Origin of the sequence: Streptomyces sp. NPDC093109 (assembly GCF_040701725.1) — a bacterium.
GTDB lineage: Bacteria > Actinomycetota > Actinomycetes > Streptomycetales > Streptomycetaceae > Streptomyces.
Genome location: NZ_JBFBEZ010000019.1, coordinates 72,955 through 86,232, shown reverse-complemented (window position 1 = coordinate 86,232; position 13,278 = coordinate 72,955). Strand labels below are relative to the sequence as shown.

The 13,278-nt window shown below is 69.9% G+C and carries 16 protein-coding genes and 2 pseudogenes; 8 read left to right on the top strand and 10 right to left on the bottom strand.

Going from position 1 to position 13,278, the window contains the following annotated elements; all coding sequences use genetic code 11:
- The first annotated feature begins 14 nt into the window (after positions 1-14).
- A complete protein-coding gene (locus tag AB0389_RS19875; RefSeq protein WP_366396733.1) occupies positions 15-770 on the top strand; it encodes an XRE family transcriptional regulator in 756 nt (251 codons plus the stop codon).
- Positions 763-1,230 (top strand): NUDIX domain-containing protein, encoded by a 468-nt coding sequence (locus AB0389_RS19870; RefSeq protein ID WP_366396732.1) that lies wholly within the window; start codon positions 763-765, stop codon positions 1,228-1,230. The genes AB0389_RS19875 and AB0389_RS19870 overlap by 8 nt, the downstream gene beginning before the upstream one ends.
- A gap of 135 nt (positions 1,231-1,365) precedes the next feature.
- Here the strand turns inward: AB0389_RS19870 and AB0389_RS19865 are convergent.
- Positions 1,366-1,491, bottom strand: a pseudogene (locus tag AB0389_RS19865) (MerR family DNA-binding transcriptional regulator); the annotation flags it as partial.
- Positions 1,492-1,579: 88 nt separating this feature from the next.
- Between AB0389_RS19865 and AB0389_RS19860 the strand changes: the two are divergent.
- Complete coding sequence (locus tag AB0389_RS19860) at positions 1,580-2,206, top strand: Uma2 family endonuclease (protein WP_366396731.1); 627 nt, start codon at positions 1,580-1,582, stop codon at positions 2,204-2,206.
- 90 nt (positions 2,207-2,296) lie between these two features.
- Positions 2,297-3,733: a glutamate decarboxylase gene (locus AB0389_RS19855; protein ID WP_366396730.1), complete on the top strand. Its 1,437-nt coding sequence runs from the start codon at positions 2,297-2,299 to the stop codon at positions 3,731-3,733.
- A 77-nt stretch (positions 3,734-3,810) separates the two neighbouring features.
- Here the strand turns inward: AB0389_RS19855 and AB0389_RS19850 are convergent, their stop codons facing one another.
- The 5 genes from AB0389_RS19850 to AB0389_RS19830 all read right to left on the bottom strand — a co-directional run bounded on the left by AB0389_RS19850 (position 3,811) and on the right by AB0389_RS19830 (position 8,847).
- Entirely contained in the window at positions 3,811-4,635 is an 825-nt protein-coding gene (locus AB0389_RS19850) for an ABC transporter permease (protein ID WP_366396729.1), read from the bottom strand.
- Positions 4,632-5,612, bottom strand: coding sequence for an ATP-binding cassette domain-containing protein (locus AB0389_RS19845; RefSeq protein WP_366396798.1), 981 nt, complete (start codon positions 5,610-5,612; stop codon positions 4,632-4,634). Before AB0389_RS19845 ends, AB0389_RS19850 begins: the two co-directional genes overlap by 4 nt.
- A gap of 120 nt (positions 5,613-5,732) precedes the next feature.
- Entirely contained in the window at positions 5,733-6,374 is a 642-nt protein-coding gene (locus AB0389_RS19840) for a PadR family transcriptional regulator (RefSeq protein WP_366396728.1), read from the bottom strand.
- Between the two features lie 61 nt (positions 6,375-6,435).
- Positions 6,436-7,902, bottom strand: a complete 1,467-nt coding sequence (locus AB0389_RS19835) for an aldehyde dehydrogenase family protein (RefSeq protein WP_366396727.1) — start codon at positions 7,900-7,902, stop codon at positions 6,436-6,438.
- A 63-nt stretch (positions 7,903-7,965) separates the two neighbouring features.
- Positions 7,966-8,847 carry a helix-turn-helix transcriptional regulator gene (locus AB0389_RS19830; RefSeq protein ID WP_366396726.1) on the bottom strand — a complete coding sequence of 294 codons (882 nt, stop codon included), beginning with the start codon at positions 8,845-8,847 and terminating at the stop codon, positions 7,966-7,968.
- A 317-nt stretch (positions 8,848-9,164) separates the two neighbouring features.
- Here AB0389_RS19830 and AB0389_RS19825 point away from each other — a divergent pair, with 317 nt between their 5' ends.
- Positions 9,165-9,659, top strand: a complete 495-nt coding sequence (locus AB0389_RS19825) for an ATP-binding protein (RefSeq protein ID WP_366396725.1) — start codon at positions 9,165-9,167, stop codon at positions 9,657-9,659.
- A gap of 240 nt (positions 9,660-9,899) precedes the next feature.
- On the opposite strand, the gene AB0389_RS19820 is transcribed toward AB0389_RS19825, so the two are convergent.
- The 4 genes and pseudogenes from AB0389_RS19820 to rpmG form a co-directional block, all read right to left on the bottom strand.
- Positions 9,900-10,142 (bottom strand): DUF397 domain-containing protein, encoded by a 243-nt coding sequence (locus tag AB0389_RS19820; protein ID WP_366396724.1) that lies wholly within the window; start codon positions 10,140-10,142, stop codon positions 9,900-9,902.
- A 240-nt stretch (positions 10,143-10,382) separates the two neighbouring features.
- The gene (locus AB0389_RS19815) at positions 10,383-11,534 is read right to left on the bottom strand and encodes a GTP-binding protein (protein ID WP_366396723.1); all 1,152 of its coding nucleotides are present in this window, start codon (positions 11,532-11,534) and stop codon (positions 10,383-10,385) included.
- A gap of 77 nt (positions 11,535-11,611) precedes the next feature.
- Positions 11,612-11,857: pseudogene (locus tag AB0389_RS19810) on the bottom strand (type B 50S ribosomal protein L31); the annotation flags it as partial.
- 77 nt (positions 11,858-11,934) lie between these two features.
- A complete protein-coding gene (rpmG, locus tag AB0389_RS19805; protein WP_366396722.1) occupies positions 11,935-12,099 on the bottom strand; it encodes a 50S ribosomal protein L33 in 165 nt (54 codons plus the stop codon).
- A 52-nt stretch (positions 12,100-12,151) separates the two neighbouring features.
- Here rpmG and rpmB point away from each other — a divergent pair, with 52 nt between their 5' ends.
- Genes rpmB through AB0389_RS19790 form a run of 3 tightly spaced genes read left to right on the top strand, consistent with a single transcriptional unit; the run spans position 12,152 to position 13,256 of the window.
- Positions 12,152-12,388, top strand: coding sequence for a 50S ribosomal protein L28 (gene rpmB / locus AB0389_RS19800; RefSeq protein WP_366396797.1), 237 nt, complete (start codon positions 12,152-12,154; stop codon positions 12,386-12,388).
- Entirely contained in the window at positions 12,388-12,693 is a 306-nt protein-coding gene (gene rpsN, locus AB0389_RS19795; protein WP_366396721.1) for a 30S ribosomal protein S14, read from the top strand. The genes rpmB and rpsN overlap by 1 nt, the downstream gene beginning before the upstream one ends.
- Positions 12,694-12,731: 38 nt before the next feature.
- Entirely contained in the window at positions 12,732-13,256 is a 525-nt protein-coding gene (locus tag AB0389_RS19790; RefSeq protein WP_366396720.1) for a hypothetical protein, read from the top strand.
- Positions 13,257-13,278 lie beyond the last annotated feature (22 nt).

The following is a 13,278-nucleotide window of genomic DNA, read 5'->3' as shown; positions in this document are numbered from 1 at the left end:
CCCAGGGAGTATCCGTGAACGAAGCGTTGCGCCGCGCGATGGCTCAGGCGCACTTGAGCGACCGGCAGCTGGCCGAACGGTGCCATGTCGACGTCAAGACCGTCGGACGGTGGATTACGGATCCCGGGCGCGTTCCCCACGCCCGGCATCGGTGGGCCGTCTGCGAGGCCCTCGGAGAGGAAGAGGCCGCGTTGTGGCCGGCGGCCGCCAAGAAGGCGATCAAAGTCGGCCCGGACCGCGAAGTGGTCTCGGTCTACCCGTTCCGCTCGGGCTGCCCCTCGTCACTGTGGCACTCACTGATCACCAAAGCCGAAGGAGAACTGACCTTCGCCGGGTACACCAATTACTTCCTCTGGCTCGAACAGGCGCGCTTCGGCAAGGTGTTGCGCCGCAAGGCCACACAGGGCTGCCGCGTGCGGTTCCTGCTCGGTGACCCCGGCAGTCGCCTGACCCGGGCGCGCGAAGAGGACGAAGACGTCGCGCTGCCGCTCTCCACGCGCATCCGGGTAACACTCGCCGAATTGGAGAAGATCAAAAGTCAACCGGGCATTGACGCGCGGTACAGCGGCGGGCACGCCTATTTGTCCGTCTTCCGCTTCGACGACGACATGATCGTCACGCCCTTGCTCACTCACGTTGTCGGGCACGATGCCCCCACTCTGCACCTGCGTCGCCTTCAGAATGACGGCCTGTTCGACCGCTTCGCCTCGCACGTCGAGGAGTTGTGGAACAGAGGTACTCCGGTATGGGAAGGGAAAACCAATGGGTAGGCGTGACTACGAGGACGATCCGAACGCCCCCGCAGCGAACAGCCTGGTCCCCGCCGCCTCGGCCGTCGTCGTCGACAGTGGTGGACGTGTCCTGCTTCAGCGTCGGCGCGACAACGGCATGTGGGCGCTCCCCGGCGGCGCCATGCACATTGGCGAGTCGCTGCCGGACTGTGCCGTACGGGAGACCCGCGAAGAGACCGGGGTGGACATCGAGGTGGTCGGCATCGTCGGCACGTACAGCAACCCCGGTCATGTCTTCGCCTACGACGACGGCGAGGTGCGGCAGGAGTTCTCCATCTGCTTCCTCGCCCGCCCGGTGGCCGGGCAGCTGACGGTGTCCGAGGAATCCACGGACGTCGGCTGGTTCGAGCCGGACGAAATCGACGGGCTTCCCATGATCGCGGGCGTCCGCAGACGCGTGAACGACTGGCGGGCCGGCGCCATGCCCGCCACTCGGTGACTCCGACGCACGCGGATCACCGCGAAGCCGCCCGCAGCCGCATCGGCGGGTTGCCGCGTGTACGTACACGCGCCAACCCGCCGGACCTCGCCCGCGCGACGCGTACAGCTCGCCGAGGCCCCGGTGGGTCTCGCCGCGCCGGTGCCCCGCGTGGCCGCGCCCGCTCGGGGAGAGCAGGCCGATCGCGTCGTAGTGGTGCAGCGTGCGCACCGTGACCCGGTACGCGTCCCAGCCTCGGCCCTCACGCGACGTGAGGTGCAAGCGCGGAAACGATGCCTCCTCACTCGCGCGGGTGGCGCTACCGTCGAATCGGGAACATGACCGGCAGCACCACTCGACGATCTTCTCCATGGGAGCAGTCATGGCCGCAGAGGCGCGTATCGAGCACGACGGGCAGGCCACTCCGGAGAACTGGATGTACCCGCCCGAGGACGGCTGGACGTACGACCAGATCAAGGAGTTGGAACTCCCTTTCGACTGGGAGCTACTGGATGGGAACATCGTGGTACGTGGGGCGGCGAAGTGGTGGCACGACCAGGTCAGGGACGAGCTGTACTACGGCTTACGGCGCGCCAGGCGTGCGCCCTATGCGGTCAACGTCGAGCGCTCAACCATCTTCGACGAACACAACGTGCCGAAGCCCGACATCGTCGTCTTCGACAAGACCGGACTCGACATCCGCACGCTGGAGTGCACGCCGGTGGCGAGTGTCGCCCTCGCCATCGAGGTGGTCTCCCCCGGCTCGCGCACCCAGGACCGGTTCCGCAAGCCCGGCATGTATGCCGAAGCCGGCATCGCCTACTACTGGCGCGTCGAGCGTGGTGAGGACGATCTTCCGGTCGTCCACGAGTTCTGGCGTCACCACGAGACTGGCGTATACGTATCGAGCCCCGAACGGCCCACGCACACCGGAAAGCTCATCACCGAGGTGCCCTTCCCCGTCGAGATCGATCTGCACGGGCTGATCGAAGTCTGAGAGGCGCCGCCCGGCGGGCGGTTCGCCTGGTTCGTCCGTATTCTCTCGGGGAGGGCCGTCGCCGCCGTATCCAGCGCCAGGAGAGCCGTCATGCCACTCCACCGAGGAACGGACCGAGCCGCCCACGTGCCCGCCAAGGAGCGGGCCGAGTTGCGGCGGCTGTCGCTGAACCCGTTCTTCGGGGAGGCCGATCCGACCGGTGACATGAACTCGGCGCCGCCCACGCACCGGCTGCCGGACGGCCCCATCGCGCCGGACACCGCGTATCAGCTGGTGCACGACGAGCTGATGCTCGACGGGAACGCGCGGCTCAATCTCGCCACGTTCGTCACGACCTGGATGGAGCCGCAGGCCGGGGTGCTGCTGGCCGAGTGCCGTGACAAGAACATGATCGACAAGGACGAGTACCCCCGCACGGCCGAGCTGGAGCGGCGCTGTGTGGCGATGCTCGCCGACCTCTGGCACGCCCCCGACCCGCCGTCCGCCGTCGGCTGTTCGACCACCGGGTCCAGCGAGGCGTGCATGCTCGCCGGGATGGCGCTCAAGCGGCGCTGGGCCACGCGCAACGCCGACCGCTATCCGGCGACCGCGCGGCCGAATCTCGTCATGGGCGTCAATGTGCAGGTCTGCTGGGAGAAGTTCTGCTCCTTCTGGGAGGTCGAGGCGCGGCAGGTGCCCATGGAGGGCGACCGCTTCCATCTCGACCCCCAAGCCGCCGCGGATCTCTGCGACGAGAACACCATCGGCGTGGTGGCCGTGCTGGGCTCGACCTTCGACGGTTCGTACGAGCCGGTCGCCGAGCTGTGCACGGCGCTGGACGCGCTCCAGGAGCGTACGGGGCTCGATATCCCCGTCCATGTCGACGGGGCGTCGGGCGGCATGGTCGCGCCGTTCCTGGACGAGGATCTCGTCTGGGACTTCCGGCTGCCGCGCGTCTCGTCGATCAACACCTCGGGGCACAAGTACGGGCTGGTCTACCCGGGCGTCGGCTGGGCGCTGTGGCGCTCGCCCGCCGAGCTTCCGGAGGAGCTGGTCTTCCGCGTGAACTATCTGGGCGGCGACATGCCCACCTTCGCGCTGAACTTCTCCCGGCCCGGCGCGCAGGTCGTCGCGCAGTACTACACGTTCCTGCGGCTGGGCAGGGACGGCTACCGGGCCGTCCAGCAGGCGTCCCGCGACATCGCGACGAAGCTGGCGGACCGGATCGCGGCGCTGGGCGACTTCACGCTGCTCACCCGGGGCGACCAGCTGCCCGTGTTCGCCTTCACCACCGCCCCCGGCGTGACGAACTTCGATGTCTTCGACGTCTCGCGCCGGCTGCGCGAACAGGGCTGGCTGGTGCCCGCGTACACCTTCCCGGCGCACCGCGAGGATCTCTCGGTGCTGCGGATCGTCTGCCGCAACGGCTTCTCGGCGGACATGGCCGCGATGCTGCTCGCCGACCTGGAGCACGTTCTGCCGGAGCTGCGGCGCCAGGAACACCCGCTGGACCGGGACAAGTCCGCCGCCACGGCCTTCCACCACTGAGGAGGGACGGGGGACGGGGGGACGGGGACAGGGGTACGGGGAGGGGCGCGCCCCCGCGCACCCGCACCCCCGCCGCCTCAGCGGCTCAGTCCGCCGAACCTCCTTACCGCCAGTGGGAAGAACACCGCCAGCAGCGCCACCGGCCACACCACCGCCAGCAGTTCCGCGTGCCCGGCCGCCCAGGAGCCTTCCGTGGCGGGCGCGTTGCCGAAGAGACCGCGGACGGCCGTGGCGGTCGCCGACATCGGGTTCCACTCCACGAACGCGCCCAGCCAGCCCGGCATCGACTCCGGCGTCGCGAACGCGTTGGAGAGGAAGCCGACCGGCCACACCAGGATCTGTACGGCCTGCACCATCTCGGGCCGGCCCGCCACCAGCGCCAGCTGGATGCCGATCCAGAGCATCGCGAAGCGGAGCAGGAGCAGCAGCCCGAAGGCGCCGAGGAAGCCGGCGGGCCCGGCGTGCCAGCGCCAGCCGATCGCGTAACCGACGCCGGTCAGTACGGTCAGGCCGACCGCCGACTGGAGCATGTCGGCGGCGCTGCGGCCGACCAGGAACGCCGAGGAGGCCATGGGCAGCGAGCGGAAGCGGTCGACGACGCCCTTGTTGAGGTCCTGGGTGACGGCGAGCATGGTCGATTCGAGGCCGAAGGCCATGGTCAGCGCGAGCATGCCGGGGACGAGGAAGTCGACGTACTCCCCCGCGACGCCCCGGCCACCGCCGATCAGGAATCCGAACATCAGCAGCAGCATCACCGGGAAGACCAGCCCGACGACGACCTGGACCGGCTGCCGTGCCCAGCGGGCGAGTTCGCGCCGGGTCATGGTCCAGCAGTCGGTCAGCGCCCGGCCGACGCCGACGCCGCTGACGCCACCGCCCACGCCTACGGAGTCTGTCGTCATGCCGCCGCCCCCTCCTTCTCCTTCGTCCCGCCCGTCAGGCGCAGGAACACCTCGTCCAGCGTCGGCCGCCGCAGCGCGATGTCCGCCGCCTCGATGCCCGCCTCGTGCAGGGCCCGTACGGTCTCGGTGAGCGCCGCCATCCGGTCGGCGGCCGGGGCGCTCAGCAGCCGCCGGTCAGGGTCCGTGGTGACCGCGTGAGCGCCCGCCACGCCCGCCGCGCCCACCTCATCCGCCACGCCCGCCGCGCGCGCCAGCAGCCGCGCGCCGTCCGCGAGCCGGTCCGCGTCGCGCAGGACGACGTCGATACGGTCCCCGCCGGTCGCCTCCTTGAGCGCGTCCGCCGTGCCCTCCGCGACGACCCGGCCGCCGTCGACCACCGAGATACGGTCGGCAAGCTGGTCGGCCTCCTCCAGGTACTGCGTCGTGAGCAGTACGGTCGTCCCTTCGCCCACCAGCGAGCGCACCGCGCTCCACACCTCCGCCCGGCCGCGCGGGTCGAGCCCGGTCGTCGGCTCGTCCAGGAAGAGCACGCCGGGGCCGGTGATCAGCGAGGCCGCCAGATCGAGCCGGCGCCGCATCCCGCCGCTGTACCGCTGGACCGCCTTGCGGCCGGTGCCGGCCAGGCCGAAGCGCTCCAGCAGTTCGTCCGCGCGGGCGCCGGCGCGGCGGGCGCCGAGGTGGTGGAGCCGGCCGAACATCTCCAGGTTCTGCCGCCCGCTCAGGTCCTCGTCGAGCGCCGCCTGCTGCCCGAGGAGGCCGATCCGCCGCCGTACCTCGCGGCTCCGCGTCCGTACGTCGAGCCCGGCCACCCGGGCCGCCCCCTCGTCGTGCCGCAGCAGGGTGGTCAGCACCCGTACGGCCGTGGTCTTGCCCGCACCGTTCGGCCCGAGGAGGCCGTGCACCGTGCCGGCGCGCACCCGCAGATCCAGTCCGTCCAGGGCCCATTTCGCGCCGTACCGCTTCCGTACGCCCGCCATCACGATCACGTCGCCGTAGTCGCCGTCGCCGTCCAAAGCTCGCCCCTCACCGCTCCAGGTAATCAAATTTGACTACTGGCCCGGAAGGGTAACTCCGTCCCACTCATTGGTCAAACTTGATTAGCGACGGTCCCCGTCATGCTCGGTCCCCGTCGCGTACGGGTTCTCCTCGCCCTCGGCGAGCACCCCCACGAACGGCTCGCCCTCCCCCGCGAAGGTGTACGCGCCCGCCTCGATGCGCCCGATCAGGCCCCGTGTCCACGCCGCGCCCGCGTCCGCCGTGTGCACCCACATGTTCATGATCTCGCCGATGTGCCCGAGGGCCTCCGGGCCGTCCTCGGGCACGTAGTGCACGGTCACCGCCGCACGCCACTCCTCGATCGCGGCCACCCGCCTCCCGAGCAGCTCGACCGCCTCGGCGCGCGGCAGGTCGACGAGGAAGCCGATCGCGGCCGAGAGCACGTCCATCTTCTGGTCGTACGAGGTGAGCGAGGCGCGCAGCAGCCGGAAGTACTCCTCGCGGCCGGCCTCCGTGACCTCGTACTCCGTACGAGGCGGACCGCCCGCCGTGCTCGGCGCGACCTCGTGCGCCAGCAGCAGGCCCTGCTTCGCCATCTGCTTCAGTGCGTGGTAGATCGAGCCCGGCTTGGCGTTGGACCACTCGTGGGCGCCCCAGTACTCCAGGTCGTTGCGGACCTGATAGCCGTGCGCGCGCCCGTGCTGACGGACCGCGCCGAGGACGAGCAACCGGATCGCTGACATCGCCCCAGGTTATGGCCCGCGCGCGAGCGGCCGGACGGCGGTCCGCCCCTTCGGACCACCGTCAGAAGGGGAATTCCGTACGTTCGTGCCGCACCGAGATCCACTTCTGTGTGGTGAACGCCTCCACCGACGAGTCGCCGTTGAGCCGGCCCATCCCGGAGAACTTCTCGCCGCCGTAGGCCACCATCGGCTCGTCCTGCACGGTCGAGTCGTTCACATGCATCATGCCGGTCTCGATCCGCTGCGCGAACGCGATACCGCGCTCCACGCGCGCGGTGTGGACGGCGCCGCTCAGTCCGTACGGCGTGTCGTTGGCGAGCCGTACCGCCTCGTCCTCGCCGTCGAACGGGACCAGCAGCACGACGGGCCCGAAGATCTCCTGCCGCAGCAGCGGCGAGTCCGCCGCCAGCCCCGTCAGCACCGTCGGCTCCACCAGATTGCCGCGCGTACGCCCCCGGACGAGCGCGGTAGCGCCCTCCGCGAGCGCCTGGTCCACCAGCGCGGTCAGCGCGTCCGCGTGGGAGCTGTTGATGACCGGGCCGATCTGGGTCGCGGGGTCGCGCGGGTCACCGGTCCTGAGCGCCTTCACCCGCGCCACGAACTTCTCGGTGAACTCCCGCTCGACCGACCGGTCCACGAGGATCCGGTTGGCGGCCATACAGATCTGCCCCTGGTAGAAGAAGCGGCTGTGCACGGCCGCGTCCACCGCGTGGTCGAGCCCGGCCTCGTCGAGGTCGTCCAGCACCACCAGCGCGCTGTTGCCGCTGAGTTCGAGGACGGTCCGCTTGAAGTGGGCGCCCGCGACGGCGCTGACATGGCGGCCGACCCGGTCGGACCCGGCGAACGAGATCACCTTCGGGACGGGGTGCTCCAGCAGCGCGTCACCGATCTCCGCGATGTCCGTGACCACCACGTTGAGCAGCCCGGCGGGCAGTCCCGCGTCCTCGAAGAGCTTGGCTATGAGTCCGCCGCCGATGACGGGCGCGTTCTGGTTGGGCTTGACGACGACCGCGTTGCCGAGCGCCAGCGCGGGCGCCACCGACTTGAGCGTCACCAGGAACGGGAAGTTGAAGGGGCAGATCACTCCGACGACGCCCACCGGCAGCCGGTAGACGCGGTTCTCCCGGCCGTCCACCGGGGACGGCAGGATCCGGCCCTCGGAGCGCAGCGCCAGCTGTACGGCCTCGCGCAGGAACTCCTGGGCGGCCCGTACCTCGTACAGCGCCTTGCGCCGCGTACCGCCCAGTTCGTCGATGATCGCCTCGACGATGGGTTCGGTGTGCTCCTCGACCAGCCGCAGCACCCGCTCCAGTACGTCCCTGCGGGTGTACGGATTGGTCTCGGCCCAGGCCCGCTGCGCGCGTTCGGCGGCGCGGTACGCCTCGTCGACCTCGAGCGCGGTGGCGACCGTGATGGCGGCGAGCTTCTCCCCGTTGTACGGGTTGAAGTCGATGATGTCCCACGAGCCGCTGCCGGTCCGCCACTCGCCGTCGATGTACTGATGGGCCAGGTCGGTGAAGTAGGACATGCGATCCCTTACTGCGGGTGCTACAGGCGCAAACTCCTGATGTCTGGTCATCGTACTGATGCCTCAGATCAATTGGAGCAATCCGCGGAGGACATCTCGGCTCTCCTCAGGACCCGGACTGTCCTCCTGGAGCCGCGCCATCACCCGCTCGTACTGCCCGACCTCCTCGCGCTTGTCCAGATACAGCGCGCTGGTCAGCTGCTCCAGGAAGACGACGTCGGAGAGGTCCGACTCGGGGAAGCTCAGCATGGTGAACGCGCCGCTCTCGCCCGCGTGCCCGCCGAAGCTGAACGGCATCACCTGGAGCGTGATGTTCGGCTGCTCGGAGATCTCGATCAGATGCTTCAACTGCCCCCGCATGACGGCACGGTCGCCGTACGGGCGGCGCAGCGCCGCCTCGTCGAGGATGGCGTGGAACCGCGGCGCCCGCTCGGAGACGAGCACCTTCTGCCGCTCCAGCCGCAGCGCGACCCGGCGTTCGACCTCGGCACAGGGCGCGTCGGGCTGGCCGCGGGTGACGACGGCGTGCGCGTACGCCTCGGTCTGGAGCAGTCCGTGCACGAACTGCACCTCGTAGATGCGGATCAGCGAGGCGGCGCCCTCCAGACCGATGTACGTCTGGAACCAGCCGGGCAGCACATCGCCGAAGCTGTGCCACCAACCCGCGACGTTCGCCTCCCGGGCCAGCCCGAGAAGGGCCGCGCGCTCGCCCTCGTCGGCCACCCCGTAGAGGGTCAGCAGGTCCTCGATGTCTCTGGCCTTGAAGCTCACCCGTCCCAACTCCATGCGGCTGATCTTGGACTCGGATGCGCGGATCGAGTAGCCGGCGGCTTCACGTGTGATGCCGCGCGTCTCGCGCAGCCGCCTCAGTTGTGAGCCCAGCAAGATGCGCCGCACCACGGAACCGCCCGATTCGGCTGCGGTCACGTCTCCAACCCTCCCCATCGCATGTGGTTCCCCTCGGAGCACCCCCGGACTCCAAGAGCCGGATTCTGCCATCAAAACGCTTCAGCCCGTACTCATTCGATTACGGAAATAAGAAGGCTTTGCGGAGAGAGCAAAACTGGTCACGGGAAGAAATGACCAAGAACCACCACGGGAGGGGTGAAGTCCGGCGCGTGCACGTGCATCTGCCCTTGCATCTGCCGTGCGCATTCGGAACCATGGGCCTCGCGCACCTGCGTGTTCGTTTCGTGATTGACGTGTTGTGACGCTGGACCACCGCAGTATCGCTACGGCCGCGAATCCCGGGAGTGCCTCGCATGGGGATGAATGGATCGACCATGCTGGAGCCGTTAAGGCGGGGACTGCCCCCCATCGACCCGGCGGCTGCGGCAGGCGCTGTCTCGTGCGCCCTGCCCCCCCGCTACGAAGCGGTGCGCGGGGCACGGCAGTTCACCAGGACCACGCTGTCCCAGTGGGAGCTGTCCGAGCGCTTCGACGATGTCGCGCTGGTCGTCTCCGAGCTGGTCACCAACGCGCTGCGGCACGCCCTGCCGGCCGACACCCCGCGTGACCCGCACGAGGCTCCGGTACGGCTGCATCTGATGCGCTGGTCGTCCCGGCTGATCTGCGCGGTACGGGACCCCAGCCACACGAGTCCGGCGACGCGGGAGGCCGACGAGGACTGCGCGGCGGAGTCCGGGCGCGGGCTGTTCCTGGTCGAGTCGTTCAGTGACACCTGGGGCTGGCACCCACTGGCGGGATCACTGCACGGCAAGGTGGTCTGGGCGCTGTTCCGGATCCAGCAGGACTGAGACAGGACAGACAGAACCGGAAAAAGTACCGGCCGGTCCGCGTGGACCGGCCGGTACTTTTCGTTGGCCCAGACCTTTTCGGCCATGAGTACACGGAAGATTGACCGAAAACACCCCACCGAAAGGTCAACTCGGGGCGGTGCCAGGTGGTCGACGTCAGGCGATCGGCGCCGGACGGTCGACGTCGGGCAGTCGGCGCCGGACGGTCAGCGCCGGATGGTCAGCGCCGGATGGTCAGCGTCAGGTGGTCGACGCCAGGTGGTCGAACTCCCCGGCCTTGGCGCCGATCAGCATCGACTCGATCTCGGCACGGGTGTAGACGAGTGCGGGACCCTCGGGGTGGCGTGAGTTGCGTACCGCCACCTCTCCGCCGGGCAGCTTGGCGAACTCCACGCAGGAACCCTGGGAGTTGCTGTGCCTGCTCTTCTGCCAGACGACTCCGTGAAGCTCTGTGGCCGCTATGCCGTTGTACACGTGGTGCACAGGACGCTCCCCGAGTTGCAAGGTGCAGGTGTCAACTGTCTCGGATCATAGCTGTGTTTCATGTGCGGATGCATGAGCAAATGCACGTGCACGCGGGGTGTTCCCTTGGTTACAGACGCACCCGCGCAAACCCTCTCTTATAGAAGAGACGCGTTCGGCGGCCATCTGGATGCGTCCGGCGTCCGGTATTCGGGTTCCGGGGTCTCGGGTCCGGGGCCGGGGCCAGGGCCGGATGGGGGGTCAGACCTCCAGGAGGGCGTCGAAGGCGGGCGGCAGACGCTTCCAGGCGGTGCGGCCAGCGGTGTACTCGGCATCGGTGAGCAGGCAGGAGTCGAGGAGCCGCCCGATCTCCTCACGGTCGAGGCCGGGCGAGGTGAAGACCAGGTGCTGGCACCGGTCGCCGTGCTGGGGGTCCCAGTCGAGCGCGGCGGCGGCCCGGCGCACCGGCGGGACCGTCTCCCACGCCGCGTCCGGCAGCGACGCGAGCCAGGGGCCGAAGCTCTCCACGCAGAGGGCGCCGCCGGCCGCGTCCCAGTGGAGCAGGGTGTCGGGGCGGTCGGCGAGCCAGAAGCGGCCCCGGCTGCGGGCCGCGGCGCAGGTCAGATCCTCCAGCGCCTGATAGAGCCGCTCGGGGTGGAAGGGCCGGGCGCGGTGCCATACGTACGTACCGACCCCGCACTCGTCGGCGTCCTGCGGCAGCAGCGCGCAGGCGGGGTGCTGCCGGGCGGCTGCGGCCTCGACGTCGAACCCGGCGAAGGCGGCGACGGCCAGCTCCTCACCCGCTATCTCCATCTGCCGTGCGGTGGGGTGCAGTTGGGCGAGGAGCGCGCGGTCCTCGTCGTCCGCGAGCGGGCTGTCGGCGAGGGCGAGCACCGGCGCGTACTCCAGCTGCCGGGCCCAGGTGTCGGCGACCGTACGCCGGTCGGTGGCCGCGGCGGCCAGTCCGGCGTCGGCGAGGTCGTCGCCGTTGCCGAGGTACGGGAGGAGCAGCGCCGGGTCGACGGCGGTCACGACCGCGCTGACGGCCAGCCGTTCGCCGTGCGCGGCGACGACCTCGGCCATCGCCCGGGGCTCGACGGAGTCCCACAGTTCGACGATGGCGAGCCGCGTCGTACCGTCGTCCGCGAGCCGGCTCAGCTCGGGTACGAGGTCCTCGCGCAGCGCGCAGCAGGCACAGTCGTTGACGAGCGGCGCCTCTCCTTCGGAGAGGCGTCCTGTGGCGTCGCGGACGGTACGGACGACGGTGCCGCGTGCGGCGGTCGACAGGTCGTGGTGGAGGGCGACGCTGCCCGGCACGGTGGCGAGCAGCCGCCGTACGGCCGCCTCGCGGGCGTCGGAGTGCAGGCCGCAGACGATCGCGACGGGCAGTCTGCCGCCGAACCGCCCGCTCACGGCCGGGCCTCGCCGGGACCGGCCTCGGGCGTACGGGCCTCGGACGTACGGGCCTCGGGTGCGCGGGCCTCGGGTGCGCGGCGGCCGTAGCGGCGTTCGAAGCGCTCGACGCGGCCGGCGGTGTCGAGGACGCGCGCCGTGCCCGTGTAGAACGGGTGGCTCGCCGAGGAGATCTCGACGTCGATGACGGGGTAGGTGGCGCCGTCCGCCGCCCAGACGACCGTCTTCTCGCTGGTGGCGGTCGACCGGGTGAGGAAGGCGAAGCCGGCCGCCTTGTCGCGGAAGACGACGGGCCGGTACGCGGGGTGGATTGCGGGCTTCATCTGCTGCTGGTTCCTTCGGTTCGTTCTCTCGGCCGGTTCGTTCTCTCGGCGCTTCGTTCTGTCAGCGCTTCGTTCTGTCAACGCTCTTCGCGGAAGTCGACATGGCGGCGGACGACCGGGTCGTACTTGCGCAGCGTCATCCGGTCGGGGTCGTTGCGGCGGTTCTTGCGGGTGACGTAGGTGAAGCCGGTGCCGGCGGTGGAGCGGAGCTTGACGATCGGGCGTAGTTCGTTGCGGGCCATGTGGTTAGTATATGGAAATGGTTTCCATTTCCAAAGAGAGGGGTGTGTGACCTTGTCCGCCCACTGCCAACTGACCGGGGCCGAGCCCGGATTCGGCAACAAGATCTCCCACTCGCACCGGCGCACCTCCCGCCGCTTCGACCCGAACATCCAGCGCAAGCGCTACTGGCTGCCGAGCGAGGGCAGGCATGTGCGCCTGACCCTCAGCGCCAGGGCGATCAAGACGATCGACGCGATCGGCATCGAGGCCGCCGTCGCCCGGATCCGGGAGCGCGGGGTGAAGGTCTGATGGCGAAGAAGAGCAAGATCGTCCGCAATGAGCGGCGCAAGGAGATCGTCGAGCGGTACGCGGCGCGCCGCGCCGAGCTGAAGGAGATACTGCGGCTCCCCGGCACCCCCGAGGCGGAACGGATCGCGGCGGAACGGGAGTTGCGGCGCCAGCCGCGCGACGCGAGCGCGACCCGGGTCAGGAACCGCGACAGCGTGGACGGGCGTCCTCGTGGACATCTCAGGAAATTCGGCCTCTCCAGGGTCCGGTTGCGCGAGCAGGCGCACGCCGGTTTCCTCCCGGGGGTGCGGAAATCGTCCTGGTAGTTTGACCGCGTTCGGTGACTGACAAGGGGGACTTGATCGTGCGGAAGCTGGTACGGACGGGCGGGGCCGCGGCCGGGGCCGTCGCACTCGCGCTCGCGCTCGCCGCGTGCGGTGGGAGCGGCGACGACAGCGGCGACTCGGGCAAGGACAAGGCCGGGGCGAGCGCGTCCGGCGGGACGGGCGGCTCGGGTTCCGGTTCGAGTTCCGGTTCTGGTTCCGGTTCGGACGCCGCGAGCGTGGACGGCTCCTGGGCGGCCATCACCGACGGCAAGCCCGTCGCCATGTCGGTCAAGGACGCACAGATCACGCTGGCGGTCGAGGGCCATGCCTGTACGGGCGCGGTGAAGGAGATGAGCGGCACCTCTATGCTCTCCCTCGTCTGCGCCGACGGCTACAAGGACCGCACGATGGGCACGATCGAGTCGAACGACGGCACGAACCTGGTGGTCGCCTGGAGCGGCGGCCCCAAGGACACCTTCATGAACGCCGACAAGGGCGCGCTTCCTTCGGGTCTGCCGACGGAGCTGCCGGAGGGCTTCCCGACGGCGCTGCCGGGGTCCTGAGGCGTCGCGGACCGCCGCAGCC

Excerpts from the sequence above, each read along its gene's own strand:
- AB0389_RS19825 (WP_366396725.1), top strand. The coding sequence starts at position 9,165 with ATGGGGATGAATGGATCGACCATGCTGGAGCCGTTAAGGCGGGGACTG.
- AB0389_RS19850 (WP_366396729.1), bottom strand. The coding sequence starts at position 4,635 with ATGACGACAGACTCCGTAGGCGTGGGCGGTGGCGTCAGCGGCGTCGGC.
- AB0389_RS19860 (WP_366396731.1), top strand. The coding sequence starts at position 1,580 with ATGGGAGCAGTCATGGCCGCAGAGGCGCGTATCGAGCACGACGGGCAG.
- AB0389_RS19870 (WP_366396732.1), top strand. The coding sequence starts at position 763 with ATGGGTAGGCGTGACTACGAGGACGATCCGAACGCCCCCGCAGCGAAC.
- AB0389_RS19835 (WP_366396727.1), bottom strand. The coding sequence starts at position 7,902 with ATGTCCTACTTCACCGACCTGGCCCATCAGTACATCGACGGCGAGTGG.
- AB0389_RS19830 (WP_366396726.1), bottom strand. The coding sequence starts at position 8,847 with ATGGGGAGGGTTGGAGACGTGACCGCAGCCGAATCGGGCGGTTCCGTG.
- rpmG (WP_366396722.1), bottom strand. The coding sequence starts at position 12,099 with ATGGCCCGCAACGAACTACGCCCGATCGTCAAGCTCCGCTCCACCGCC.
- AB0389_RS19840 (WP_366396728.1), bottom strand. The coding sequence starts at position 6,374 with ATGTCAGCGATCCGGTTGCTCGTCCTCGGCGCGGTCCGTCAGCACGGG.
- AB0389_RS19845 (WP_366396798.1), bottom strand. The coding sequence starts at position 5,612 with ATGGCGGGCGTACGGAAGCGGTACGGCGCGAAATGGGCCCTGGACGGA.
- AB0389_RS19855 (WP_366396730.1), top strand. The coding sequence starts at position 2,297 with ATGCCACTCCACCGAGGAACGGACCGAGCCGCCCACGTGCCCGCCAAG.
- rpsN (WP_366396721.1), top strand. The coding sequence starts at position 12,388 with ATGGCGAAGAAGAGCAAGATCGTCCGCAATGAGCGGCGCAAGGAGATC.